General features: G+C 68.7%; 22 protein-coding genes and 1 pseudogene. 14 read left to right on the top strand and 9 right to left on the bottom strand.

What is annotated here, in order from left to right:
- The first annotated feature begins 314 nt into the window (after positions 1-314).
- The 3 genes from L3078_RS36905 (at position 315) to L3078_RS36895 (ending at position 3,910) form a co-directional block, all read left to right on the top strand.
- Positions 315-1,103 (top strand): enoyl-CoA hydratase/isomerase family protein, encoded by a 789-nt coding sequence (locus tag L3078_RS36905; RefSeq protein ID WP_239758305.1) that lies wholly within the window; start codon positions 315-317, stop codon positions 1,101-1,103.
- A gap of 39 nt (positions 1,104-1,142) precedes the next feature.
- On the top strand, positions 1,143-1,859 hold the full coding sequence (locus tag L3078_RS36900) for a flavin reductase family protein (protein WP_239758303.1): 717 nt from the start codon (positions 1,143-1,145) through the stop codon (positions 1,857-1,859).
- A gap of 233 nt (positions 1,860-2,092) precedes the next feature.
- Positions 2,093-3,910, top strand: coding sequence for a GMC family oxidoreductase (locus tag L3078_RS36895; protein WP_239758302.1), 1,818 nt, complete (start codon positions 2,093-2,095; stop codon positions 3,908-3,910).
- Positions 3,911-4,177: 267 nt separating this feature from the next.
- On the opposite strand, the gene L3078_RS36890 is transcribed toward L3078_RS36895, so the two are convergent.
- The 4 genes from L3078_RS36890 to L3078_RS36875 form a co-directional block, all read right to left on the bottom strand.
- Complete coding sequence (locus tag L3078_RS36890; RefSeq protein WP_239758300.1) at positions 4,178-4,747, bottom strand: TetR/AcrR family transcriptional regulator; 570 nt, start codon at positions 4,745-4,747, stop codon at positions 4,178-4,180.
- Between the two features lie 62 nt (positions 4,748-4,809).
- Positions 4,810-6,111, bottom strand: a complete 1,302-nt coding sequence (locus L3078_RS36885; RefSeq protein WP_239758298.1) for a DUF3533 domain-containing protein — start codon at positions 6,109-6,111, stop codon at positions 4,810-4,812.
- A gap of 356 nt (positions 6,112-6,467) precedes the next feature.
- The gene (locus L3078_RS36880; RefSeq protein WP_239758297.1) at positions 6,468-7,277 is read right to left on the bottom strand and encodes an SDR family NAD(P)-dependent oxidoreductase; all 810 of its coding nucleotides are present in this window, start codon (positions 7,275-7,277) and stop codon (positions 6,468-6,470) included.
- A gap of 160 nt (positions 7,278-7,437) precedes the next feature.
- On the bottom strand, positions 7,438-8,865 hold the full coding sequence (locus L3078_RS36875; RefSeq protein ID WP_239758296.1) for a coniferyl aldehyde dehydrogenase: 1,428 nt from the start codon (positions 8,863-8,865) through the stop codon (positions 7,438-7,440).
- A gap of 129 nt (positions 8,866-8,994) precedes the next feature.
- On the opposite strand from L3078_RS36875, the gene L3078_RS36870 reads away from it, so the two are divergent.
- From L3078_RS36870 to L3078_RS36860, 3 genes are all read left to right on the top strand, one after another.
- Positions 8,995-9,585 (top strand): TetR family transcriptional regulator, encoded by a 591-nt coding sequence (locus L3078_RS36870; RefSeq protein WP_239758294.1) that lies wholly within the window; start codon positions 8,995-8,997, stop codon positions 9,583-9,585.
- Positions 9,586-9,727: 142 nt separating this feature from the next.
- Positions 9,728-10,195: an NUDIX hydrolase gene (locus tag L3078_RS36865; RefSeq protein WP_239758292.1), complete on the top strand. Its 468-nt coding sequence runs from the start codon at positions 9,728-9,730 to the stop codon at positions 10,193-10,195.
- A 931-nt stretch (positions 10,196-11,126) separates the two neighbouring features.
- On the top strand, positions 11,127-12,077 hold the full coding sequence (locus tag L3078_RS36860; protein WP_239758290.1) for a tyrosine-type recombinase/integrase: 951 nt from the start codon (positions 11,127-11,129) through the stop codon (positions 12,075-12,077).
- On the opposite strand, the gene L3078_RS36855 is transcribed toward L3078_RS36860, so the two are convergent.
- Complete coding sequence (locus tag L3078_RS36855) at positions 11,993-12,931, bottom strand: hypothetical protein (protein ID WP_239758289.1); 939 nt, start codon at positions 12,929-12,931, stop codon at positions 11,993-11,995. The genes L3078_RS36860 and L3078_RS36855 overlap by 85 nt on opposite strands.
- 232 nt (positions 12,932-13,163) lie before the next feature.
- Between L3078_RS36855 and L3078_RS36850 the strand changes: the two genes are divergently transcribed.
- The 4 genes from L3078_RS36850 (at position 13,164) to L3078_RS36835 (ending at position 16,595) form a co-directional block, all read left to right on the top strand.
- The gene (locus L3078_RS36850) at positions 13,164-14,375 is read left to right on the top strand and encodes a site-specific integrase (RefSeq protein WP_239758287.1); all 1,212 of its coding nucleotides are present in this window, start codon (positions 13,164-13,166) and stop codon (positions 14,373-14,375) included.
- Between the two features lie 255 nt (positions 14,376-14,630).
- Complete coding sequence (locus L3078_RS36845; RefSeq protein ID WP_239758285.1) at positions 14,631-15,437, top strand: Mu transposase domain-containing protein; 807 nt, start codon at positions 14,631-14,633, stop codon at positions 15,435-15,437.
- Positions 15,434-16,333 (top strand): IS21-like element helper ATPase IstB, encoded by a 900-nt coding sequence (gene istB / locus L3078_RS36840; protein ID WP_239758283.1) that lies wholly within the window; start codon positions 15,434-15,436, stop codon positions 16,331-16,333. The genes L3078_RS36845 and istB overlap by 4 nt, the downstream gene beginning before the upstream one ends.
- Positions 16,227-16,595 carry a barstar family protein gene (locus tag L3078_RS36835; RefSeq protein ID WP_239758281.1) on the top strand — a complete coding sequence of 123 codons (369 nt, stop codon included), beginning with the start codon at positions 16,227-16,229 and terminating at the stop codon, positions 16,593-16,595. Before istB ends, L3078_RS36835 begins: the two co-directional genes overlap by 107 nt.
- Positions 16,596-16,608: 13 nt before the next feature.
- Here the strand turns inward: L3078_RS36835 and L3078_RS36830 are convergent, their stop codons facing one another.
- From L3078_RS36830 to L3078_RS36820, 3 genes are all read right to left on the bottom strand, one after another.
- Positions 16,609-17,658 carry a tyrosine-type recombinase/integrase gene (locus tag L3078_RS36830; RefSeq protein ID WP_239758279.1) on the bottom strand — a complete coding sequence of 350 codons (1,050 nt, stop codon included), beginning with the start codon at positions 17,656-17,658 and terminating at the stop codon, positions 16,609-16,611.
- Between the two features lie 588 nt (positions 17,659-18,246).
- The gene (locus tag L3078_RS36825; RefSeq protein WP_239758277.1) at positions 18,247-18,561 is read right to left on the bottom strand and encodes a helix-turn-helix domain-containing protein; all 315 of its coding nucleotides are present in this window, start codon (positions 18,559-18,561) and stop codon (positions 18,247-18,249) included.
- Entirely contained in the window at positions 18,558-18,800 is a 243-nt protein-coding gene (locus L3078_RS36820; RefSeq protein WP_239758275.1) for a tyrosine-type recombinase/integrase, read from the bottom strand. The genes L3078_RS36825 and L3078_RS36820 overlap by 4 nt, the downstream gene beginning before the upstream one ends.
- A gap of 182 nt (positions 18,801-18,982) precedes the next feature.
- Here L3078_RS36820 and L3078_RS36815 point away from each other — a divergent pair, with 182 nt between their 5' ends.
- From L3078_RS36815 to L3078_RS36800, 4 genes and pseudogenes are all read left to right on the top strand, one after another.
- Positions 18,983-19,771 carry a hypothetical protein gene (locus tag L3078_RS36815; protein ID WP_239758273.1) on the top strand — a complete coding sequence of 263 codons (789 nt, stop codon included), beginning with the start codon at positions 18,983-18,985 and terminating at the stop codon, positions 19,769-19,771.
- 1 nt (position 19,772) lies between these two features.
- Positions 19,773-19,904 (top strand): annotated as a pseudogene (locus L3078_RS36810) (ATP-binding protein); the annotation flags it as partial.
- Positions 19,905-20,873: 969 nt separating this feature from the next.
- Entirely contained in the window at positions 20,874-21,722 is an 849-nt protein-coding gene (locus L3078_RS36805) for a TIM barrel protein (protein WP_239758272.1), read from the top strand.
- A 99-nt stretch (positions 21,723-21,821) separates the two neighbouring features.
- Positions 21,822-22,712: a 2-hydroxy-3-oxopropionate reductase gene (locus L3078_RS36800; RefSeq protein WP_239758270.1), complete on the top strand. Its 891-nt coding sequence runs from the start codon at positions 21,822-21,824 to the stop codon at positions 22,710-22,712.
- 974 nt (positions 22,713-23,686) lie between these two features.
- On the opposite strand, the gene gcl is transcribed toward L3078_RS36800, so the two are convergent.
- On the bottom strand, positions 23,687-25,471 hold the full coding sequence (gene gcl / locus L3078_RS36795) for a glyoxylate carboligase (RefSeq protein ID WP_239758268.1): 1,785 nt from the start codon (positions 25,469-25,471) through the stop codon (positions 23,687-23,689).
- Between the last annotated feature and the right edge of the window lie 277 nt (positions 25,472-25,748).

Below are 25,748 nucleotides of genomic sequence, written 5' to 3'. Positions count from 1 at the left end.
GGCGGGGCAGACCGCCGGCAGCACCTGGAGCGCCCTGAAGCGGTCGCCGCGCACCTCACACCCGGTCGCCACCATGACCCACGGCTAGGGCGGAGCGGTCCGCGAGTCCCGGACGACCACCTCACCCCCACCGACCTCGCGCCGGCGGCCCACGAACGAGCCCTGGACCCCAAGCGGCCGACGCTCATCGCGGCGGGCACTCGGCCCGTACAGCACGCAGTTCCCATCCGCACAGTCCGCCCCGGACTGGTTCCGCGAGCACTCACCCGACCGACGGCGAGCCCGCCCGCACTGTCCCGAGCCAAGGAAGTCCCATGTCCGTTCTCACCCACTCCATCGACGGCGATGTCGCCACGATCGTCATCGACAACCCCCCACAGAACCGCTTCGCACCCGAGTTCACCCAGGAACTCAGCCAAGCCGTCGACGCCATCACGCGCAGCCGGGCCCGCGCCGTCGTGCTGCGGGCCGAGGGACCTGACTTCAGTTACGGCGGCGACTTCCGGCCCTGGCTCGACGCCGACCGCACCAGCCTGCGAGCCGACTTCGACCACATCCTGAGCGTGATCAACCGGTTCGAACAGCTCCCCATCCCGGTCGTGGCCGCGGTCCAGGGACTGTGCTTCGGCGGCGGGTTCGAGCTCGCGCTGCGCGCCGACATCATCTTCGCCGGAGAGAGCGCCCGCTTCGGCCATCCCGAGCAGTCGCTCGGCATCGTCACCCTCCTCGGCGGGATCCACCGTGTCGCCGAACGGGCCGGCCGGGCCCGCGCCTACGAATGGGCACTGACCTCCGAGCAGGTACCCGCCACGGTCATGGCCCAGGTCGGCGTCATCAACCGCGTCGTCCCGGACGACGAACTCCGCGCCGAGGCCGAGGCCTTCGCCCAAAAGATCGCCGAAGGCCCCACCCGGGCACACGTCGTGCACAAGGCGCTGCTGCGCTCCTGGGCCACGGGCGGCATCCCCGCCGCCGACCAGCACCTGTTCGACCTCGCCGTGCCGCTCTACGAGACCGAGGACGTCAAGGACGGCCTGGCCTCCGCCGCCAAGGCCCTCGCGGAGGGCCGCCCCCGCCCCGTCCTCCCCTTCAAGGGCCGCTGAGCCGCAATTCTCCCCCCACACCGACCATAGGGACACCACATGATCATCGACTCCGCCGACCTGGACGCGAAGTCCGCCTACAAGCTGCTCATCGGCAGCGTCATCCCCCGCCCCATCGCCTGGGTGAGCACCCTGTCCACCGAAGGCGTGGGCAACCTGGCACCCATCTCCTTCTTCACGGTCGTCGGGCGCAAGCCGCCCCGGATCTCGCTGTCGATTCAGCCGCGCTCGGACGGGGCCACGCTCAAGGACAGCTTCGTCAACATCCGGGACACCGGCGAGTTCGTCACCAACATGGCCACCCTGCCGCAGATCAACGGGCTCAACCGCAGCGCCTTCGAGTTCGAGCCCGATGTCGACGAGTTCGACGCGGTCGGGCTGGAGAAGGTGCCGTCCGAGGCCGTTCGTCCGCCGCGTATCAAGGGGGCGCCCATCGCGTTCGAGTGCACCGTGGAGCACATCTTCTCCTCGCCCGACGGACTCAACAACGTCGTCTGGGGCAACGTGGTGCGCTTCTACGTCCGGGACGACCTCTATGTGGACGGCCGGGTCGACTTCGGTGCCATCGCTCCGGTGGGACGACTCGCCGCCGAATACACCGTCGTGGACAACGCGTTCGAGACTCCGCTCGACGCCGAAGTGGTCCAGGAGCGCGCCGGTCGTCGTATGGTGCGTCTCGATCGCAAGGACACGCACTACTCGCCGATCGACACGCCGGCCTGGTCGCCGTCGGGCTCCACCACCACGCTCGACTGACCTTCGGCACGTGACGTGGTGACACCCCTCAGGGGTCGGCTGACCGTCTGTCCGACACTGCGAGGCCGGGCCGCGCCGACCCGGCGGTGTGTCGCCCAGCACCCGTCCGCTCACTTGCTCGTGACGTCATAAGCGTTTGGTCCAGAGGGCCCGTCACTGCCCCGTTCACCCGCCCGACCGCGCAGCCGCCATCAGAACGGCTCCGAGTCACCCGTTCTCAATGAGGAGAGCACGTGTCACGGAAGAACTCTTCCACGAAGCCGAACAAGCAGAGAGACGACTCCGCGTACGACTACGACGTAGTCGTCGTCGGTTCCGGTTTCGGCGGCTCCGTCACCGCCCTTCGGCTCACCGAGAAGGGCTACCGCGTGGGCGTGCTGGAAGCGGGCCGCAGGTTCACGCCCGACTCGCTGCCCAAGAACTCCTGGGACGTCAGGAACTATCTCTGGGCACCCAGGCTCGGCATGTACGGCATCCAGCGCATCCATCCGCTGGGCAACGTGGTGGTGCTGGCCGGGGCCGGGGTCGGGGGTGGCTCCCTCAACTACGCCAACACCCTGTACGAACCGCCGAAGCAGTTCTTCGACGACCCGCAGTGGAAGGACATCACGGACTGGGAAACGGAGTTGAAGCCGTATTACGACCAGGCCCGGCGGATGCTCGGGGTGCGGCTCAACCCCACGACGACCCAGGCCGACGTACATCTCCAGGCGGTCGCCGAACGGATGGGCGTGGGCGACACCTTCCACATGGCCCCCGTAGGAGTCTTCTTCGGCGACGGCCAGGACGCCGACGGGTCGGCGAAGTCAAAGCCGGGAGAGGAGGTGGCCGACCCCTACTTCGGTGGCGTCGGCCCGGCCCGCAAGGCCTGTGTCGAGTGCGGTGAGTGCATGACGGGCTGTCGCCGCGGCGGGAAGAACAACCTCAACGAGAACTACCTCTATCTCGCCGAGCAGGCGGGCGCCGTCGTCCACCCCATGACGACCGTCGTCTCGATCACGGACGACTCGCCGGACGGGTACACGGTCAGGACCCGGCCGACGGACCGGAAACGCAGGAGCGTCGGCCGCACGTTCAGGGCGCGGAACGTCGTCCTGGCGGCCGGCACCTACGGTACGCAGACGTTGCTGCACCGGATGAGAACCGGCGGCCAACTCCCGCACCTCTCCGAGCGACTGGGCGATCTGACCCGCACCAACTCCGAAGCCCTGGTGAGTGTGCACGCAAACGTCCGGCGGCACCGCAGAGTCGCTGGAGGACAGAGCATCGACTTCACGCGGGGTGTGGCGATCACCTCCTCGATCCACCCCGACGAGAACACCCACATCGAGCCCGTCCGCTACGGCAAGGGATCGAACGCGATGGGCGCCGGGTTCGTCCTGCAAGTCCCGTACGCCGAGGGCTCGTCGAGGTTCCTGGGCTGGCTGGTCAACGTGGCGAAGCACCCGGTGCTCATGGCCCGCTCCCTCTCCAACCGCCGTTGGTCGGAGCGGACGATCATCGGTCTGGTCATGCAGTCGCTGGACAACTCCCTCACGACCTATCTGAAGCCGAAGGGCGTGGGCAAGGGACTGTTGCTGGCCCGTCAGGGCCATGGGGCGCCCAACCCCAAACAGATCAAGGCGGCTTCGGAAGCCGCCTCCGTCATCGCCGCCGAGGTCGACGGCTTCGCGGGCAGCAATGTGGGCGAGCTGATGGGTACGCCGCTCACCGCTCACTTCCTGGGCGGCTGCCCCATCGGCGACACTCCCGAGACCGGCGTCATCGACCCGTACCACCGGCTGTACGGACACCCTGGCATCTCCGTCGTCGACGGAGCGGCCATCTCCGCCAACCTCGGAGTCAACCCGTCCCTCACGATCACGGCCCAGGCCGAGCGCGCGATGTCGGCCTGGCCCAACAAAGGCGAGGAAGACTTTCGTCCAGCACAGGGAACGACCTACAAACGCCTGACGCCTGTGGAACCCCGTCACCCGGCAGTCCCCTCCGACGCCTTCGGCGCCCTGAGGTTGCCCTTCCTGGGGATGCCGACGGTGCCGCCGAAGAGGTAGCCACACCGCGCCGCGCCTTCCGAGATGGGGCTCGGACGGACACGGGATGCCGTGGGCGTCGACCAGGCCAACAGCGGGCTCGCGGGCGCTTGTTGCAGGCCGTCCGCTGCGGCACCTACGAGGAAATCCCGTGCGAGCAAGCATGCGGGAAGCGCAGCCGGCGGGCCTCGCGGGCAAGCCCGGCATCGCCTGGGCCGGCGCCCAGGTCACCGGCTCGCATGCACGTGAAGTGCCGTCACGAGTGGGCCGGATCAGACACGAGGTGCGTCAACGCACGCCTGCACTGTCGAGCAGGACTCCCACGGTGGGCCCGATGAGCCCAGCCAGGTTCTCGGCTCTGACGCTCGCGCGGGCTACGGCGCCGTCGAAGGTGAGGCTGAGCTGCCTGGCCAGCAGGTCGGGATCGCTCGCCCCGCCCCGTTCGGCCTCGGTACGGAAGAAGGCCGTCAGATTCCCCTTGACCCGGCGGACCACCTGGCTTGCGGGATGGCCCTCGTCCTTGAGCTCGATCTGTACGGCGAGGTAGCGGCAGCCTCGGAATTCCGGCGCGCCCGCCTGGGACCCCACTTGCTCGAACACGTGCAGGATCCGCTCGCGCGGCGGACGACCATCGTCCGCCGCGGGCAGGAGTTGCGCCGCGAAGGCAGTGATGCGTTCCTCCAGGCTCGCCGTCAGGAGTTCGTCCTTGCTTTCGAAGAGCTGGTACATGGACCGCTTCGACACCCCTGCGGCCTTGCACAGCGCGTCGACACCGACGCCCACGCCTTCTTGGTAGGTGAGCGTGGCGGCTGCCTCCAACAGTCGCTCGCGGGGAGTCACCTTCGCCTGGGTTGTCATAGTGAGAGGTCAACTCCATTCCATCGAAGAGAACCGATCGGTTTTCAGGGGAGTACGGTCCGCTACGCCTTGACGGCAGGCCCCTTGGGCTGCGCCTCAGCGGCGGTGGTGCGGTGCAGCCCCTTGCGGTCGTACCAGCTCGTCGTACCGAAGCCGAACAGTGCGGCTGCCGCGAGGCCGGCTGCCATCATGACCCAGCCCCGGGTCAGGCCCGCGTCGCCCTGGGCGTCGTAGTAGAGGATCGAGCGGACGCCGCCGGTGATCTGCCGCAGCGGCTCGAACTCCGCGAGGAAGCGGTAGAAACCGGGCAGCGACTCGATCGGGGTGGTGGCGCCGGCCGTCGGCACGGCCATCGCGATGAAGACCAGCGTGACCACCAGCATGCCGGGCGTACCGAAGACGGCGAGCAGAGCAAGGGCGCCGATCCCGGAGACGGCGATGGCGGCCACCGAGTACAGCCACAGCAGCGGCAGATGGGAGGCGTCCATCCCCATGATGCCGATCGTCCCCACCATGACCAGGGTGCCCATCAGCAGGGACAGGGCCACCATCAGGGTGCTGCTCATGGCGAGGCTCTGCACGCGGGTGGCCTTGATCAGCGGGCGGTGGATGCGCAGCGGGCCCATGTCGTTGTGGGTGTAACCGAGGGCGTGGTCGACCTGGCCGCTGATGACGTTGGCGGAGAGCATGCCGCAGACCACGAGGACGAGCGCGTAGTAGAACGCCGACAGGCCCAGGCCGCTGTGCGAGTCGAGTGGATGCCCGTCCTTGACGGTCACCGCGGCCGGATCGGCCAGCAGGACGCGGGCCGCCGTCGGCACCTTGGCCTGTTGAGCTTGGGCCTGCGCGGTCAGCTGCTTGCCCACCTGGAGCGAGGCGCCCTCGGCCGCCGTCGTCGCCGCCTGCCGGGCGATGTTGGAGCCTATGCTGCCGGCGGACTGGTTGGTCAGCACCGTCAGTTGCGGGCGAACCGGATCACCGGTTGCCGAGGATCCGGTCAGTGCGCTGACGGAGGAGGTGAAGTCGGCGGGGACGACCAGCGCGCCGAAGAGCTTGCCCTTGCCGAGCTCCTCCTTCACCTGCTTCTCGTCCATCACCTTCCAGTCGATCTTGTCGCCACTCGCGGTGGACGACTTGATCGACCCGGTGATCTGCGCCCCGAGATTGATCTGCTTGCCGCCGACACTGGCCCCCTTGTCGGAGTTGACCAGGCCGACCGGCAGATTCTTCGTATGGCCGGCCGGATCGATATTGGGGCCGACATAGAAGATGCCGAACAGGAGCGCGAGGACGCCTGTGATGACACCGCCTGCTATCCAGAGGGGCCTGGCGCGCAGCACGCGGAAGGGGTGAATTCCATTCATGACTTACTCCGGTCTGGACAGCACAGTTACATCAGCGAGGAGACCGGACGGCGCCATTGCAGGCCGGGAGTTCTCTGGGGGTTCAACCCTCGGCTTGCACAACCGCAGGGGAACACGGTGACCGCTCGGCAACCTCACTGGGCACGGTCGTGACCGCCCCTGTGGGAAGCCAGCCGGTTTCACCGCCATCGTAAACCGATCGGTTTCGAGCCACCAAATCGAGAGGCACTCCCGAGGGGGCGGCGGTGGGCAGTTCACCGCCGCAGGCGATCGGTCGGCGTCGCCTGTGGTCAGGTCGTGGTCTCGCCGGCGCGGCAGAAGCCGGGGCCCTCCGATTGGCGGTGGTCTGGAGCAGGTCAGTGGCCGGGCCCGCTCGAGCGCATCTGCCACTGGGTCATCGCGCCGAAGGCGAGAACGTTGGCGCGGCGGGTGGTGAAGCGTGAGGTCAGGGTCATCAGCCAGTTGAAGGTGCCGGAGACGACGCTGGGTGGGGGGTTGCGCTTGTCCAGGGTGCGCAGTGCGGTGGTGACGACCTGGCGTGGGGTCTGCAGCCGGACGCCGCGGGCCATGTTGTCGGAGCCGGCCGTGTCGAAGAACTCGGTGCGGGTCGGGCCCGGGGAGAGGGCGAGCACGCGCAGGCCGGTTCCTCGCGATTCCTGCCACAGTGCTTCGGTGAAGCTCAGTACGAAGGCCTTGGTCGCCCCGTAGACGGCGGCGTTGGGCCAGGGCTGGTAGCCGAGGGAGCTGGCGATGTTGATCAGGACGCCGGTCAGCTGGTCGATGAAGGCCCGGGTGACGTCGACCAGGCTGGCGACGTTCAGGTTGATCTCCTGCTGGACGCGTGCCGGGTCCTCCTGGCGGAAGGGGCTGTGGGTGCCGAAGCCGGCGTTGTTGACGAGGCTGGTGACGGTGATCCCGCGCCGGGTCATCTCCGCGGCGAGCGCTTCGCCGGCGGCCGGCGCGGTGAGGTCGAACGGCACCACGGTTGCGGTGATGTGGTACTTCGCGGACAGTTCGTCGGCCAGGGCCTGAAGCCGGTCCGCGCGGCGGGCGACCAGTACGAGGTTGGAGCCGCGCTCGGCGAACTGGCGGGCGAACTCCGCGCCGAGGCCGGCACTCGCGCCGGTGATCAATGTGGTCTGGGTACGGTAGTCGATCTTGTTCATGGCAGTCGGGGACACGGCGCCCTCGCGGGTACCTCTGCCCCTTCTCCTTTCGATTCTTGCGACGGTCTGTGACCGTCATCGGGTGTTCGTCTGTTGCCGGGGCGGGCTCTCAGCCCGCCTGGGCGATGGCCGGGGCCGGCGGGCGCCGGGGAGGGCTCCGTTACCGGAGCAGGAAGTTGAGGAGGGTCTCGGTGCGCTTGGTGAAGGGGGCGCGCAGCAGGCGGGTGGCGTTCCAGCGTCCTTGGACGTAGATGCCCTTGGGGTGGCTGAGGGTGCGGAAGCCTTCGATGCCGTGGTACTTGCCCATGCCGCTGGCGCCGACGCCGCCGAAGGGGAGGTCGTCCTGTGCGACGTGCATGATGGTGCCGTTGACGGTGACGTTGCCGGAGGTCGTGCGGTCAAGGACCTTGCGCCGGTCGGGGCCGTTGTCACCGAAGTAGTACAGGGCCAGCGGCCGGGGCCGTGCGTTGACGTAGTCGATGGCGTCGTCGATGTCGCGGTAGCCGAAGATCGGCAGGATGGGGCCGAAGATCTCCTCGTGGGCGATGCGCATGTCGTCGGTGACGCCGAGCACGACGGTCGGCGCGAGGGTGTGCGGGCGGAGCGCCGCCTCTTCCGGCCGATGTCCGACCTCGATGATCCGCGCCCCGTGGGCACGGGCGTCCTCTATCAGGCCGGTCAGGAGCCGGTACTGCTTGTCGTCGATGATCGAGGTGTAGTCCTCGCCGGTGGGGCCGTCGGGGTAGGCGGCCTGCACCAGTCGGTCGTAGGCGGCGACGAAGGCGTCGATCTCGGATTCGTGGACCAGGGCGTAGTCGGGGGCGATGCAGGTCTGCCCGCCGCTGAGCAGCTTGCCGAAGACGATGTCGGACACGGCCCGGTCGGTCACATGTCCCTTGGCCACGATGGTCGGGGACTTGCCGCCCAGTTCCAGCGTGACGGGGACGAGGTGGCCACTGGCCGCCTTCATCACCGCCCGTCCGACCTCGGTGCTGCCGGTGAAGACGAGGTGGTCGAACGGCAGGGAAGAGAACGCCGAGCCGTCGCCGGTCACCATCGTGACCTGCTCCGGCGGGAACAGCTCGCCGAGCATCTGCGCGAGCACCGCGTTCGTCGCCGGGGTCAGCTTCGACGGCTTGAGCATGACGCGGTTGCCGGCCGCGATCGCGGTGACCACGGGCATCAGCGACAGGTTGACCGGATAGTTCCACGGCGAGATGACGCCGACCACGCCCAGCGGCTGGTACTCGATGCGGTTGCTGCCGTTACGCAGCAGCAGCTCGATGTGGCGGTGGGTCGGACGCATGAACCGGCGAAGGTTGCGGTGCAGGTAGTCGATGCCCTGCACGACCCCCACAACTTCCATCAACGCGCTCTCGTGCCGCGAGCGATGCCCGAAGTCGGCGTCGATCGCCTCCTCGATGGCGCCGCGCCGAGCTATCAGCGCCTTCTTGAACCTGGCCAGATCGCTGCGCCGCGCCTCCAGTGAAGGCGCTCCGTCGCGGAGGTAGGCGGCGCGCTGGGTCTGCAGGATGTGCTGGAAGCGCTCCGCGTCGGTGAGCCGTGCGGTGACGTCGGTGATGGTCATGATCGCGTTCCTTCGCTGTCGATGAGGGCGGCGGGACGGGGGCGGCCGTCGCTCATGGCATTCACTCTACGCACACCCTTGCACTGAGTGCAAGTAGATGCATGACGTGAGACGAAGTACCATCGGTGCATGACTCAGAAACCAGCCCCCATCCGGGAACAGACCCGCACCGTGGTCCGCTCCCTGCTCGCCCGGACCGCCATCGAGCTGTTCGGCGCCAAGGGCTTCGACAACACGACCCTCGATGAGGTCGCCGCCGCCGCGGGCGTCTCCCGGCGGACCCTGTTCAACTACTTCCGCAACAAGGAAGACCTCGCGCTCAGCGGCCTGGACGAACAGGGCGAACTGATCGCCGCGCGCCTCGCCGAGCGCCCGGCCGATGAGGACGCCTGGACGGCGCTGCGCGCGGCGTTCCAGGTGCTCGAGGAGATCGACATACCAGCCGAAGGCCGCCTGGAGTTCATCACGCTGCTGTTCGGCAACGACTCCCTGCGCGCCGGACACACCGAGAAACAAGCCCGCTGGCAAGACCTGTTCGCACCGCACATCGAGCCGCGACTGCCCGACTCCGACCGCCGCACCCTGCAAGCCCGCGCGATCGCGGCCGCAGCGATCGTCTGCATGCAGGCAGCCAACGAGGAATGGGTACGCGAGGGCGGACAGGCCGACATGTTCGACCTCTACGACAGCGCCGTACAGGCCATCCGCCGCCCCACCTGAAACCGGCTGTTTGTAAGCACTTCTTTGGGCTCCACCACTCGGAACAGAAGTGGCTCCAGGCGTAAGAAGTTGATCTGGCTCCACCCCGCGAAGCGATGCGCAGATCTTGGACGTTGGATAGGGTCCTGCGGGAGGTGCGGGGATGAGTTTCCGGCTGGCGGCGTACGCCGTGTGCATCGAGGACGGGCGGGTGCTGCTCGCCCGTCACGTATCACCGGAGGGCGAGAGCAGCTGGACCCTTCCGGGCGGCAGGGTCGAGCACGGGGAGGATCCATTCGATGCGGTGATCCGGGAGGTCGCCGAGGAGACCGGCTGCGCCGCGGTGGTCGATCGCCTGCTGGGCGTGGACTCGAGGGTGATCCCCGCCGCCGTCGCACGGGCGGGAGTCGAGCACCAGAATGTCGGCATCTTCTACCGGGTCCGCATCACCGGCGGCCGACTCCGGCCTGAGCCGAACGGCGAAATCGCGGAGTCGGTCTGGACTGCGATCCCCGATGTCGCTTGCCTGCGCCGTTCATCGCTGGTCGACATCGGCCTCGCGCTGGCACAGACCCTTCCGGCAACCGGTCACGTCGCTCCTGTCCTGGTCGGCGGCCTGATCCAGCACTGAGGCAGCATCACCATCTGCCTGGCTTGCTTCATTGGGCGATGTTGGTGAGGGGGCCGGCCAGGAAAGTCTGCAACGTGCCCTCTTTGGAGTGAATGCGCTGGTCCGTCCGCCCGACGACGGCAGGGTTTGTGTGTCGATCACGGTCATGTCGGAGGCCGTGTTGGTTGATCACGGTCCTGTCGGGAGGCCGGGATGGGTTTGTCGCGGGCAGAACTGTTCGCCGCGATCCGGAGGGACAAGCGTCTCGATCCGGGAATGTCACAGCGGGCGCTGGCGGCGAAGTACGGGGTCCACAAGCGGACGGTGCGGCAGGCGCTGACGTCCGCGGTCCCGCCGCCGAGGAAGAAACCGGCGCCGCGGGCCACGGTCCTGGACCCGGCCAAGGCGTGGATCGACGTGATGCTGCGGGAGGACACGACCGCGCCGCGCAAGCAGAAACACACCGCCCGAAGGATCTACCAGCGTCTCGCGCAGGAGTACGGCTTCGACCAGGCGTCGTACTCCACGGTGTGCGACTACGTCGCGATCCGCAGGCCGCAGATCGAGGCGGAGGCCCTGGAAGGGCGCCGGCATCTGACGGGCATGGTCCCGCAGGTCCATCTGCCCGGCGAAGAAGCCGAGGTGGACTTCGCCGATGTGTGGGTTCGCCTGGCGGGCGAGGTCGTCAAGTGCCACCTGTTCACGCTGCGGCTGTCGTTTTCCGGAAAGGCCGTCCACCGCGTCTATGCATCTGAGGCCCAGGAATCCTTCATGGAAGGTCATGTCGAAGCGTTCAACGTCCTGGGCGGTTATGTGGGTGACAACTCTTCCGCGATCTCACGTTCCCGGTCAGGATGGTCGCTCCCGCCGAGGAGCTCGGATGGCCTGGCAACCGCAGTTGGTACGACGCGTCGATGCGGCGGGAAACCCGACGGCATCGCTCGGACACGCCTTGGTAGACGACTACCTGGAGTTCGTGGCGGCACGCTGCCGGCCCAACACCTTGCTGGCCACCGCCTACGACCTGAAGGTCTTCTTCTCGGTCGTGCCCAAGGAACCGGCCGACGTCGTCACCGCGGACGTCTTCGCGTTCATCACCGCGCAGAAGAAGCCGCGGCGAGGGCCGAAGGTCGTCCGGCTCGAAGACGGTGAAGCAGGGCTCTCGGCCCGCACTATCAAGCGCCGACTGGCCAGTATTTCCGGGCTGTTCGGCTACCTGATGACCCGCGACGACACGACTATCGACCGCAACCCGGTGCCGACGGGGCTGGCCAACCGCCGTCGCAGCGGCAACCGCGGGGCACCGCTGCTGCGCACGCCACGCACCCTTCCGCGGGTCCTCGGGCCGAGTGAGGTCGAGGCGGTGCTCGGTGCGGTGAACACTGCTCGGGACCGGGCCATGATCCTCGCGATGCTGCTGGGCGGACTGCGTCGCTGCGAGGTCCTCGGCCTGAAACTGGGCGACCTGTCACCGGGCGAGCGGCGGGTCTTCATCAGCGAGGGCAAGGGCGGGCACCAGCGCCTGATACCCATCTCCGCGCAGTTCTTCACCGCGGTCGGCGACTACCTGGACCGTGAGCGTCCACCGGTCGACCACGACCACCTGTTCGTCGTCCTGCGCGGACCGACCCGCGGTCGGCCGCTCTCCGCCGACGGCCTCGACGAGATCCTCGACGGCGTCCGGAAGCGCACCGGACTGCCGAAGCTGACCTGCCACCAGCTCCGCCACACCTGCCTGACCCGGCTGCGCGAGGCCGGCATGGCCCTGGAAGCGGTACAGGCCCAGGCCGGACACCGCTCCATCGAATCCACCCGCGTCTACATCCACCTGGCGAACAGCTGGCTCGTCGAGCAGTACCTGCAGGCGAGCGCGGCCATCGACGCCGACCGGGCGGACAGCTGATGCGCCGGGCCCGCGCCGCGGCCCTGCCGATCGTGCGCCCGGACCTCGTCGCGGACTACCTCGCCCACCGGGCCGCGCAGGGCATGAACACCGACCACAAGGTCCGCTGGGGAGCCCGTGCCCTGCTCGCCGCAGTGCCCGACCTGACTGACTTCTGCCGGCTGCCGCTGGACCGGCAGCTCGCTTTCAACCACGAGACCCACCGGTTCATCAGCTGGCTGGCGGTGACCGGACGGATGCGGCCCGGCGCCGATTATCTTGTCGCCCGCCGTCCGCGACTGGGCATCGTGCTTGCGCGAACGGAGCCGGAACTGCATCTGCGGTTCATGGAGACCGCCCACACGCTCGGCTTCCGCGACGCGGTGGCGATGACCCAGTTCAACCTGCTGGGCCACTTCATCGCGCTGTTCGCGAAACGGCCTGACCAGCTGCAGCGGATTGACTGGGACGAGGGGCGCCGCCTGCTGCTGGAGGCGGCCCGCCGCATCCCCAACCGCGGCGTCAAGGCCCTGTCCACCGCCCTGTTCAACCTTGAAGCGACACTGTTCCACTGCGAGTTGACCGACCAGCTTCCCCGCCGCCGTTCCCCGGACCGGGCCGACATCCGAGCCCAGGAGTGGGCCCGGGACCCGGCCGGAATGGCGGAAACGATGCAGCACTACCTGCGGCAGATCGCCGGGACACTGCGGCCGGGCACCGTGAAGAACGCAGAGCTGACGCTGCGGGAGTTCGCCCTGCTGGTTACCACCGAGGACCCTGCCGTGACCTGCGTCGCCCAGCTCAAGCGGCGGCACGTCGAACGCTACCGGCAGTGGCTGCTGGAGCGGCCGGCCGCCCGCGGCGGACCGCTGCACCGCCACACCGTCCGCGACCGCCTCAGCAAACTCTGCGGCTTCTTCCGCCGCCTGGACGAGTGGGATGCCGCCGACCGGCCGCCCCGCCAGTTGGTGTTCGACAGCGACTTCCCGATCGCGGACGAACCGCTGCCCCGCTTCCTCGACGACGCCGCGGCCGCCAAGCTACTGACCGCCGCCCGCCGGCGATCCGTTCGCCCGGCTGGCCATCGAGATCCTCGCCCGCACCGGGATGCGCCGCAGCGAGATGCTCGGCCTCACCATCGACGCGGTCGTGCAGATCGGCTCCGCCTACTGGCTCCGCGTCCCGGTCGGCAAGATGCACACCGACCGCTATGTTCCCCTGCATCCGCAGCTGAAGACGCTGCTGGACGACTGGCTGCTGCACCGGCCCGAGGGACTGCGCTCGAACCTGCTGTTCACCGACCACGGCCGCCCGGTCAATGCCTCCCGCATCGAGGCCGCGGTCCGCAAGGCCGCCGAGCGGGCCGGTCTGGGCCGGGTCACCCCGCACCAGCTCAGACATACTCTGGCCACCCAGGCGATCAACCGGGGCATGTCCCTGGAGGCCATTGCCGCACTCCTCGGCCACCGGTCGTTGTCCATGACACGTGTTTACGCGCGGATAGCCGACCGGACCGTCGCCGACGAGTACTTCGCCGTCTCGGAGAAGGTCGAGGCCCTCTACGACGCCCCGCGCCAGCTCCCGGCGGACGCCGAGGGCGCGGAGATGGCCAAGCTCCGCCGGGAGATGCACCGCCGGATGCTCGGCAACGGCTACTGCGCTCGCCCCGTCGAAATGGACTGCCACTTCGAGTCGATCTGCGAGTCCTGCACCTTCTTCATCACCACGATCGAGTTCCGGCCCACCCTCGAACGCCAGCGGGATGATGCGGCCGCCAAGGGACAGGTCGCCCGCGAGCACATCTTCGACGGACTCCTCAGCCGACTCGACGGCGAAGCCTCCTTACTCCCACAACTCGCCGCATCTGCACCGAGGTTGCCCGCCTCACTACGCATTCCCAGCAGCTGCTTGGATCCGCGCAATCTCGGCATCGTGTTGGGCTTCGGCAGCGGCGTCCACATGCTCCAGGCGGTTCCAGCGGCCGATGTCGTATCCGTCGCGATACTCCCACCAGCTGGCGGTAGTCCGCAGCCGGTTCCATTCGCGGAGCATGGCGGACCGCTCCTCCTGGCCGCGACCGCCCCGTTCGAGGAGCGCCAGCAGGAGCCCTGCCGAGTCACAGACCAGGATTTCCAGAGAACGCAAGGCACAGAACGTGTCCCCGGTCTCGCCAGCCGCGTCCTGGACTGGCCGAAGCTGGGAGTAGATGAACGCCTCCAGGGCGAGGACGTCATCGCGAGTGATGTCGTCCACATAGCGCAGGCTGCGATGCGACTCAGTGCTCACCAACGAACTCTCTCCGAATCGACGATGGCTTGACAACGAGACCCGCATATTAGAGGCATCCCGACCCGGCACATTCGCTACGACAACCTGAAACCAGCGGTCAACCGCGTCTGCACCGGCCGCAGCCGCATCGAGTCGGAGCGGTGGCTGTCCTTCCGGGCCCACTATGGCTTCGATGCCTTCTACTGGGTCCCCGGCGAGGACGGCGCCCATGAGAAGGGCGGGGTCGAGCACGAGGGCGGCCGGTTCAGACGCACGCATCTGGTCCCGGTCCCCGACGTCGCCACCTTGGAAGAGCTCAATCCCCGGCTTGCCGAGATCGATGCGGCCGAGGACGAACGGATCCTCGCGGGCAGGCTGACCACTGTCGGCTTCAACTTCGTCGCCGAGACTGACCAGCTGGCGCCGCTGCCGCTGGAAGAGTTCGAGTGCGGCATCACCATGACCCCGAAGGTCGACCGCAGCAGCAGGATCACGGTCAGGCAGTGCCATTACTCGGTGCCGGCCCGTTTCATCGGCCAGAACGTGCGGGTCCTGCTGCGGGGCAACGAACTCCTCGTCTTCGAGCGGCGGGAGATCGTCGCCCGCCACCCGCGGCTGACCCGCCGGGGCGACTTCCGCGACGAACTCGACCACTACCTGGAGATCCTGCTGGCCAAGCCCGGGGCGATGGCCGGCTCGACCGCGCTGGTCACGGCCCGGCAGAACGGTTCGTTCACCGAGGTCCACGAAGCGTTCTGGGCCGCAGCCCGCGCGGCCCACGGCGACGCGGCCGGAACCCGCGCGCTGATCGAGGTTCTGCTGCTGCACCGGCGGATGCCCGCAGCTGCCGTCGAACAAGGCATGGCCGCCGCGATCCGGGCGGGTTCCAGCAGCCCGGACGTGGTTGCCGTCGAGGCCCGCAGAGCAGCTGCCCTGGCCCCGGCCCCACCCGAGGACCCAGACGACGAAGGTGACCCGCCGCCCTGGGCCGAGCCCAGCGGCGTGGTGTCGCTGACGGCCCGTCGGGCCCAGCTGCCCGAGGACAAACGACCGCTGCCGACCGTCGCCCACTACGACCAGCTTCTGACACGTCAACCGAAAGGCACCGCATGAGCACGACCGGCACCACGGCCACCCAGGTTCCTCCGCCCCGCCAGGACACGGGACCGGAGGAGGCCGTGGACACGGCCATCGACGAAGCCTGCCGGGCTCTGCACCTGCCCACAATCCGCCGCAGGGTCCAGGAGATGGCCGCCGACGCCATGCGGCAGCGGTCCAGCTACAAGGACTTCCTCGCCGACCTGCTGGAAGCCGAGTGCGCTGATCGCGAGGAACGACGAAAGCAACGGCTGGTCAGGGACGCCAACTTCCCCCGCCCCAAGCGGCTGGAGGACTTCGACTTCACCGAGAATCCGAATGTCACCCCTGAGATCGTCGGCACTCTGTCCGACCCTGCCTGGGTCAAGGCGGGGCAACCGCTCTGCCTGATCGGCGACTCCGGCACGGGTAAGTCCCACCTGCTCATCGGGATCGGCACGGCGATGGCCGAGGCCGGGCTCAAAGTCCGCTACACGACCACGGTCAACCTGGTCAACGAACTAGCGGAAGCCGCGGACGAGAAGAAGCTGACCCGTCTCCTCGCCCGCTACGGCCGCGTCGACCTGCTCTGTCTGGACGAGTTCGGCTACCTCAACCTGGACAAGGCCGGAGCCAAACTGCTGTTCCAGATCTTCACGGAGCGAGAGGAACGACGGGCCATCGCGATCGCCTCGAACGCCCCGTTCTCGAAAGCGCACACGTTCCGGCGAACCCGTGCGAGGTGCTGCCTGAACAGCACGGGTTCAAAACGAATGGGCAGGCCGCCGGGTTGGACGTACTCTGCGGGCTGTGACAGTGAGATATGTGCTGGACGGCAGCCAGGTCAGGTCGCTGGAGGACTTCTGGCGGGTCGCCGGCGAGAGCATCGGCTGCGGCGGTTACTTCGGCCGGAACCTCGATGCATTCGCTGACTGCCTCCGCGGCGGCTTCGGGACACCGGACGATGGCGACTTCATGATCGAATGGCGTGACCACGAAGCCTCCCGCCAGCATCTCGGGCACCCCGAGACTGCCCGGCAGCTCGAGATGTGGCTCGCCCGCTGTCATCCGACGAACAAGGAACACATGGCCGCCCGGCTGGCGGAAGCCCGCGCCGGCCGTGGCCCGACCGCCTTCGACTGGCTGGTCGAGATCATTGAAGAGGAACTTCCGGGCGGCCTGCGCCTTTCTTAGCCAGGCCGACTGGTCACGGTGCCGGCAGACGGCCCTCGTCGACGTGGTCGGCGAGATAGATCAGGGTGGCCTGCGGGTCCATTCCGAACGCGGCGGCGACGAGCTTGGGGTCCATCGTGTTCACCATGTCGACAAGGCGGGTGCTGCGGATCATCCGGGGCGGGAAGCCGCAGTCGTCGAGGACGTGGGAGAGGTAGGCGGTGGAGGCCGGGCTTCGCCCGGCCTTTGTCCCTTTGGTGACTACGACGTGTGGGTTGTCGGTCCGCCATGCCTGGCGATGGTCCAGGCAGCGCTGAAGCACTGTCCATGAGGCGGGATCGAGCGGGACAGGATGGGGCCGCTTGCCGAGCCGGACCGTTTGGGCCTGCTGGTCCACGTCGTTGACCTGCAGCATCCGGGCCTCCGAGCTGGAGGCACCATGCAGCAGAGCGAGCATCCCCACGACTGCCTCGTGGGGATGGACCTCCTCGTTGGTCGTCCAGCGGCGGAAGAGACAGCGCTGCTGGTCGAGGGTGAGGGTCCTGCCGCGGAAACCCTTTGAGCTCTTGGAGGTCATGTTCCGGGTCGGATCGATCAGCACGATGTGCTGGGCACGGGCGAAGCGGAAGAACTGGCCCAGCACGACCAGTCGGCGCTTGCGTGCTTTGGGCAAGGTGGCCAGGAACGCTTCGACGTCGTGAACATCGACGAGGGCCCAGTCGTTCTTGTTCCGCTGGCTGATCAGGAAGAGCGCCAGGTCACGCAGGATGGTCAGAGCTGTTTCCAGAGTGTGGTTGCTGCGGGGGCGGGTGCCGGCCCGCCGGGCCCGCTGCTGGGCCCGCGTCCGGAAGGCGTCGAAGGCGATGACGGCCTGCTGCAGCGGTTCGGGGACCGCGTCGATGCGGCGTCTGCGTCGGCCGACCGCGAGTCGTTCGGCCTGGTCAGTGGGCAGGGCCAGGCCATGGAGGGTGAAAAAGTCCTCGAGTGCACGGGCGAACGAGCCCATCGACCGCCCTGGCCTGCGGGACCGCTCCAACAGCGCCTGGGGCGAGTTGGAGTGCTCGTCTCCCAGGAGTCGGCCCAAGTCGGTGACGAAGCCGCAGGCCCTGGAGACGCAGTGGGTGCCCGCAACATGGGCGATGAAGGTATCGAGCCACTCCGGCGGGTCGGCGAGTTGGTCTCGGAGGTGTTCACCGCGGATGAAGGGGCGGCCGGGATGCTTCTGCCAGCATGCTGAGCACAGCCCGAGTCCGGCATGCCGCCGCACCTGGCCGCACTCGCGACAGGTCCGCGGTGGCTGTTTGTCTTGGCGGGGCCGGGAACAGTGGCCGCACCAGCCGGTGTCTTCTCGCAGATAGCCGGGCCTGCCGCAGCGGGGACACACCTGCTGGGCCGCGATCTGCTCGGCTTTGCGGCGGCAGTCCCGGCACAGCCGGGTGTGGGACGCTCGGACTGGATGGCCGCATTCGTCGCAGACGCGGGAGCACGTGATGCACCGGCCGGTGTCCTGCTGGAGAACGCGAGCCTTGCCGCAGGCCGGGCATGTCGCCTTGGCCGCCTGTTCCTCGATCCGGCGCCGGCATCGGCAACAGTGCAGGCGGTCGAGATATCCGACGGGAGCTCCGCAGGTGACGCAGTCTCGTTGCCTCTTGCCCATCGTGCTCTCCGCTGGTCACAGGGGTGGCATGGACCGGCCCCTGGCTGAGGCGGCTGGCGGAAGGTCGGCGACCGGCCGGGGTGGTGCAATGGGTCGCTCGACGGGGGTGGTGTCGACCTCGATCAGGTCGTTAGGGGTGCACTCCAGCGCGGTGCACAACGCGGCCAGCGTGGTCATCTTCATCTGCGAGGGCTCCTTGGTAAACAGGGCGGACACCGACGCCGAGGACAGCTCCAGGCCGGCCTTCTCGGCCAGGAGCCGCCGCAGTTCCGTTCCGGTCCACACCTCGCGCTGGGCTGCGGCCATCCGCAGCCGCCATCGGATCTTCATGCCGTGGTGTCCTTCCCCGTCAGCTCGGCCAGCGTGCTGGCGACCGCCCGCTGATACGCGTCCTCGATGAAGGTCGCGGAGGGCCGGACATATCGCATGGTCGAGCTGACCGTCCAGTGACCGAGCATTTGCTGGATCGCCACCAGGTCGACGCCGCGTTCGTAGTTGTGCGTCGCGCAGGCCCGCCGCAGCGCATGCGGGCTGAACCGCTCGTCCGCCGGCCGTCCTTCCAACTGCATGAGATACCGCAGCCGGTTGCGGATCGTCCCGCGGTGCAGGGGGCCCGCCGGACTCGTCGGCGAACAGCACCGGCGAGTTGGGGAACTTGGGCCGTACGTCTTCCAGGAACCACCGCAGCACGAGGTCGAGACCGTCGAGCATGGGAACCCAGCGAGGGCGAGGCCCGGAGGTGTGGGCGCCTTTGAACGAAACGGACATGCAGCTTGCCGAACGGGCCACGGGTGAAGTGCGCGTCCGGCTTTTCCAGCAGCGAGGGTTCTTCCGAGCGGAGCCCGGCGTGATACAGCGTCCGGAACATCGCATAGTCACGGGCCGCGGGTCCGTACTTCCGGGCGGTGGCGATCCGCTGCTTCATGAAGTCGAAGAACTCGGCCACCCTTTCGGGTGTCGGCGGCGGAAGCAGAGCCGGGGACTCGTCGCCGACATGCCGCGAAGCGTTGAACTCGTCGACCGGGCAGACCAGCCGGACGCCGAACGCGGCCTCGATCTCGGCCGCCTTACGGGCCTGCAGGAACCGGTGGAAGCCCTTGAAGATCTGCACGTACTCCCGCCGGGTCGAGGTCTTGCGGCCCTGGACCGCGAGGTCACCGACGACGCGGTCGATGTCCTCGGGCGTCACGTCCCACGCGGGTCGGCCGAGCGCCGTGAGCGTCCGCTCCAGCAGCCCGATGTCGTTGTCGATGGTCACCGGGCTGAACCCGCGGGCCCTCCACGAAGCGACGAACGCGTCAACACACGCCGCCTGGAACTGCCACGGATCCGTCGTCAGCGGCGTCTGCGGGACGGCCCCGCCCGCGATGACCTGCAGTCTCGCCTCGGCCACCGGCACACCTTCCTCGCACCTGAACGGTCAAGGCAGCACCTTGAAAACCAGGCTGCTACCGCGAGAACCAACGAGGACCGCAGGAACGGGAAACGGCCAGGTGGCAGCGGCAACCCGTGTGAGGGAACAAATGCCAGCCCCAGATGAATGGAAGCAGACCTTCACCGATCCCCGCCTCTGCACGGCGATCGTCGACCGGGTCACGTTCAACGCGCACATCGTCGAGACCGGCACCCAGTCCTACCGTTTCGCCCAGAGCCAGCGGAAACGCCGTCGCTGACCCGCCTGGACAACTGCGGCCGGCCTCCCTTGCGGGAGGCCGGCCGCAGCCATTTCGGGCCCGGCCGTCAAGTCCCAGTGCCGACCGCACCATCGCCCGCTCTCGTCCAGCCGCCGCGGACACTGGGCGGTCCGCGGCCTGAGTCGAGTCGGGTCGGCAACCCTCCACGCACCTGTCGGGGGCGCGCTGACGGAGGTCCACCGAGGCTTCAAAACTACCGTGACCACCCCCCGTCCAGGCCAGTGGAACCACCCGATCGAAGTGGGGCCAAATCACCTTGCTACACGGGCGTGAATCACACCAATACACGCCCCCTCCAGCCCGCCACTGGGGCCAAAACAAGTGCTTACAGACAACCGGCCGCATCCAGCTCCACCACGCTCGCCGGAGTGGAGACATGGGCCCAAACCGCGCAACCACGCCCAGCAGGACCGGACGAGCCGGCCACCCCAGTGGCGCAAGGAGACGCAATGGCCCCTGGCGCGGGCCGTCGACACGGAGTCCACCTCCGCTCGGACGGACGCCTGACCCCTGAACCACCGTCCGCCGCCGAGCAGCCCGAGGAGTTCACCTACGACCCGAAGGACCCGGTGCCCGCAGTCGACGGCCCCCTGTTGCCGACCGACGGCTTCCGGCCCTACAGACCACCCCCTCACCCACCTCCCACAGGGCACATCCAGGGCACACACACCTGGAAAACGCTGCGAAGTGACGAGAACGGGTGAGGGGCGTTTCTGCAGGTCAGCACGGGTCAGGGCGCGTTCCCGCAGGTCAGAGCCGCGTCACAGCACTCCACTCTCAATCGCACGGGCACAACCTGACGCGCGGCGCCGTTTTCCACCGAGCCCTCTTGACAAGCTCCGACCACCGGCGGCAGGCTTCCGTTAAGCAGAAAATAGATTCCGTAATACGGAATTGATGACTATCCGGAGATCCGGAGAGTGCGCGGAAGGGAGCGTCCGAGGCCCCATGGGATTCACGGAGCAGCGCTACACCGTCAACCTGTCGATCCTCTTCACGGAACTCCCGCTCCTGGAGCGCCCCGCGGCCGCCGCCGCGGCCGGCTTCACCGCGGCCGAGCTGTGGTGGCCCTGGGTCGACTCCCCCACGCCCCCTCGGTCCGAACTCGACGCCCTGCGGGCCTCGTTGGAGGACGCGGGCGTCCGGCTGACCGGGCTGAACTTCTACTCGGGAGTGCTGCCGGGGCCGGACCGGGGCGCGTTGTCGATCCCGGGCGAGGAGGCGGAGCGCTTCCGCGCCAACGTCGACGTGGTCGCGGAGTTCGCCGAGTCCGTCGGCTGCACGGCACTCAACGCCCTGTACGGCAACCGTGTCGCCGGCGTGGACCCGGCCGAGCAGGACGCGCTCGCCCTGGACAACCTGGTCCTGGCCGCGCGGGCCGCCGACCGGATCGGCGCGGTCCTGCTGGTCGAGGCGCTGAACGAGGTGGAGTCACCGCTCTACCCGCTGGTGTCCGCACCGGCCGCCGTCGCCGTCGTCGACCGGGTCAACGAGGCCTCGGGCCTCGGCAACGCGCGCTTCCTGATGGACCTTTACCACCTGTCCATGAACGGCGAGGACCTGCCGCGGGTGATCGCCGACCACGTCGGCGGCACGGGGCACGTGCAGATCGCCGACAGCCCAGGCCGCGGCGCTCCCGGCACCGGCACCGTCCCGCTGGAGGACCTCCTCGACCAGTTGGGCAAGGCGGGTTACGAGGGTCTGGTCGGCCTGGAGTACAAGCCGGGCGACCGGCCGAGCGCCGAGGCCTTCGACTGGCTCCCCCGCGAGGCCCGCGCGACCAGCACCGCGCGCTGAGCGCCACCGCGCCGGCGGGCGCCGACCGCCGCCGCGCGCCGCCCCCGCCGGGCGCCCACCCCACCGCCGTAGCAGAGCAGTCAGAGAGGCACCCTCACCATGAGCAATCTCCCCAAGGTCGCGTGGATAGGCCTCGGCATCATGGGCTCCCCCATGTCCGAGAACCTGATCAAGGCGGGTTACGACGTCACGGGCTTCACGCTGGAGCAGGACAAGCTGGACCGGCTGACCGCCGCCGGCGGGACCGCTGCGGCGTCGGTCGCCGAGGCCGTGCGCGACGCCGACGTCGTCATCACGATGGTGCCCGCCTCCCCGCAGGTCGAGGCCGTCGCGTACGGCCCCAACGGCATCCTGGCCCACGCCCGGCCCGGCGCCCTGCTGATCGACATGTCGTCCATCACCCCGCAGACCTCCGTCGACCTGGCGAGGGCCGCGAAGGAGAAGGGCATCCGGGTGCTCGACGCCCCGGTCTCCGGAGGAGAGGCGGGCGCCGTCGAGGCCGTGCTGTCCATCATGGTCGGCGGCGAGCAAGCCGACTTCGACGAAGCCGAGCCGCTCTTCGAGGCGCTCGGGAGGACGATCGTGCTGTGCGGTCCGCACGGCGCGGGGCAGACCGTGAAGGCCGCGAACCAGCTGATCGTCGCCGTGAACATCCAGGCGTGCGCCGAGGCCGTGGTCTTCCTGCAGAAGTCCGGCGTCGACCTGAGGGCGGCGCTCGACGTGCTGAACGGCGGCCTCGCGGGGTCGACCGTGCTGACCCGGAAGAAGGACAACTTCCTGAACCGGGACTTCGAGCCGGGCTTCCGCATCGACCTGCACCACAAGGACATGGGCATCGTCACCGACGCCGCCCGCACCGTGGGAGCCGCCCTGCCGGTCGGCGCCGTGGTGGCCCAACTGGTCGGCTCGCTGCGCGCCCAGGGCGACGCCGGCCTCGACCACTCAGCCCTGCTGCGGGCCGTGGAACGCCTCTCCGGCGCCCAGGTCTGAGGCGACACCTCACCGAACTTCCGGTCCGCGGCGGCGCCGACATCTGTCCTGTCGCGCCCAGGTGCCGCCGCGGGCCGGAACCGCCGTCCCGGGTACGCCGACTTCCTCAGGGTCGTCGGCGGGCCCCTCGCGATGTTCGTACGACTCTCGACGGTGGGTGAAGCTCGGGCCGTCGCCGACGGGTGTGCCGACCTCTCCACCCCGGCGATCGACTTCTTCCATCCTCTTCCATCCTCTTCCATCCCCCGATCGGCGTCCGGTCCCTGGTGGACACCCATCAGCCACCGGACGCACCGCCCGCGACCGTTTCCGACCGACCCGGATGAGGGGTGAGCGTCGGTCACGCGCGGGCAGGGCACGGACCGCGGCGGCGTCGCGCGCCAGTGCGGTGGTGAAGGCCCCGGCCCGCGTCTCGACGTGAGGGACACGGAACCGGTGCCGCGCGGCCGCCGCGGTCCGACCCGTCGACGCCCAGTGATCACCCGGCCGCGTCCACTCCACGCCCCTGCCTACGCAAGGGTGCGTAGGCCGTCTACGGAACCCTCAAATCAACCTCTGAAACCCTGCATGGGGGCTTCAACTACCCCTGGGGCAGGGCACATTCTCGTCACACGAGGCCCGCCGGCACGGGGGCGGCGGGCCTCGACGGGGGAACAGCCCCACGGGGGAAACAGGGGCACGGGGGAACAACGGGGGAACCCATCGGGGGAAGCAAGGGAGCACAGGAACGGGGGAACGGGGAAAACGGGGGCCCGGGGATCGGGGGTGAACCGGGGAAGCAGGGAGGCCCTGCTCCAGCGCGACAAAGCGGCTCGCATCATGCGAGGTCGCGCTGGAGCAGGGCCTCCCCTTTCCCGTGCCCTCGGACGAGCCGCCCCTCCGACGACGGTGGAGCCGACGTCGACCACGCGCTGACGCCGGTGGAGCCGGCGATGGACCACGCGCCACCGCCGGCTCCTTCCGTCTCGCGACCGTCAGACCCGCAACGGCCTGATCGACGTCGGCGCGTGTCCCGGCTCCGTCGCGAGTTCCTCGAACTCGACCACGTTACCGATGTCGTTCGTCGTGGACATCGAGATGTTGGTGACGCGCTCCAGGATCGCCTCGACGACGACCGGCACCCGGTACTCCGCCGCGAGCTTCTTGGCCTGTTCGAAGGCGTCGGCCAGGTCGGCCGGGTCGGTCACCCGGATCGCCTTGCAGCCGAGGCCCTCGGCGACCTTGACGTGGTCGACGCCGTAGACGCCCAGCTCGGGCGAGTTGACGTTCTCGAACTCCAGGTTGACCTGGAAGTCGATCTCGAAGGCGCGCTGGGCCTGCCGGATGAGGCCCAGATAGGCGTTGTTGACCAGGACGTGGACGTACGGGATGCGGTGCTGCGCCCCGACGGCCAACTCCTCGATCATGAACTGGAAGTCGTAGTCGCCGGAGAGGGCGACGACGGACGCCTCGGGGTCGGCCTTGGCGACGCCGAGCGCGGCCGGCACGGTCCAGCCCAGGGGGCCCGCCTGACCGCAGTTGATCCAGTGGCGGGGGCGGTGGACGTGCAGCAGCTGGGCGCCGGCGATCTGCGAGAGGCCGATGGTGGAGACGTACCGGGTCTCGGGGCCGAAGGCCTTGTTCATCTCCTCGTAGACGCGCTGCGGTTTGATGGGGATGTCGTCGAAGTGCGTACGGCGCTGCAGCCGGGCCCTGCGGTCCTGCGCGTCGGCCGCCCAGACCGAGCGGTCCGGCAGCCGGCCCTCGGCCTTCAACTCCCTTGCCACGGCGACGAACAGCTCCAGCGCGGCCTTGGCGTCGGAGGCGATGCCGTAGTCGGGGGCGAAGATCCGGCCGATCTGGGTGGGCTCGACGTCGACGTGGACGAAGGTGCGTCCGGCCGTGTACACGTCCAGTTTCCCGGTGTGCCGGTTGGCCCAGCGGTTGCCGATGCCGAGGACGAAGTCGGACTCCAGGAAGGTGGCGTTGCCGTAGCGGTGCGAGGTCTGGAGGCCGACCATGCCGGCGTTCAGCTCGTGGTCGTCGGGCAGGACGCCCCAGCCCATGAGGGTGGGGACCACCGGCACACCGGTCAACTCGGCGAATTCGACGAGCAGTTCGCAGGCGTCGGCGTTGATGATCCCGCCGCCGGCGACGATCAGCGGCCGCTCCGACGCGTTCAGCATCCCGATCGCCTTCTCGATCTGGGCGCGGGTGGCGGCCGGCTTGTAGACCGGGAGCGGCTCGTACGTGTCCGGGTCGAACTCGATCTCGGTGAGCTGGACGTCGATGGGGAGGTCGATGAGGACGGGCCCGGGACGGCCGGAGCGCATCAGGTGGAAGGCCTGTTGGAAGACGCCGGGCACCTGCGCGGCCTCCAGGACGGTGACGGCCATCTTGGTGACGGGTCCCGCGATGGAGGCGATGTCGACCGCCTGGAAGTCCTCCTTGTGGATGACGGCCGTGGGTGCCTGGCCCGTGACGCAGAGGATCGGGATCGAGTCACCGATGGCCGAGTAGAGGCCGGTGATCATGTCGGTGCCGGCGGGCCCGGAGGTGCCGACGCAGACTCCGATGTTCCCGGCACGGGCGCGGGTGTACCCCTCGGCCATGTGCGACGCACCCTCGACATGCCGGGCGAGGGTGTGCTGGATCCCGCCGGCGGCCTTCAGGGCCGCGTAGAAGGGGTTGATCGCGGCGCCGGGGACCCCGAACGCGTCACCAACTCCTTCGCGCTTGAGGATCTCGACTGCCGCGCGGGCAGCGGTCATACGAGCCATTGCGTACTCCTGCTTCAGCTGCCGGACTCGCGCCACCGGCGCCCCGCGGTGAGCACTTCCGTGATCTCGTCAGTGTGCTTTCCGCAGCCACTTCTATTCCACATTGCGGAAAGTATTTTCTGCTATCTGGAAGCAATGTAGGGGGCGGGTCCAGGAGCGTCAAGGGCGTGGTCCGTGGAATCCAGCGGGCCCTGTCGGGGTGTTTCCCTGCCGGAGAGGCCCTGCCTGGAGGACGATGAGGAGGCGTTTTCGACGGGGCACGGCGGTGGGGTGGGGA

Source organism: Streptomyces deccanensis (genome assembly GCF_022385335.1).
Taxonomy (GTDB): domain Bacteria; phylum Actinomycetota; class Actinomycetes; order Streptomycetales; family Streptomycetaceae; genus Streptomyces; species Streptomyces deccanensis.
The sequence above is the reverse complement of the archived record's forward strand: the minus strand, read 5'-3'. Positions and strand labels throughout refer to the sequence as shown.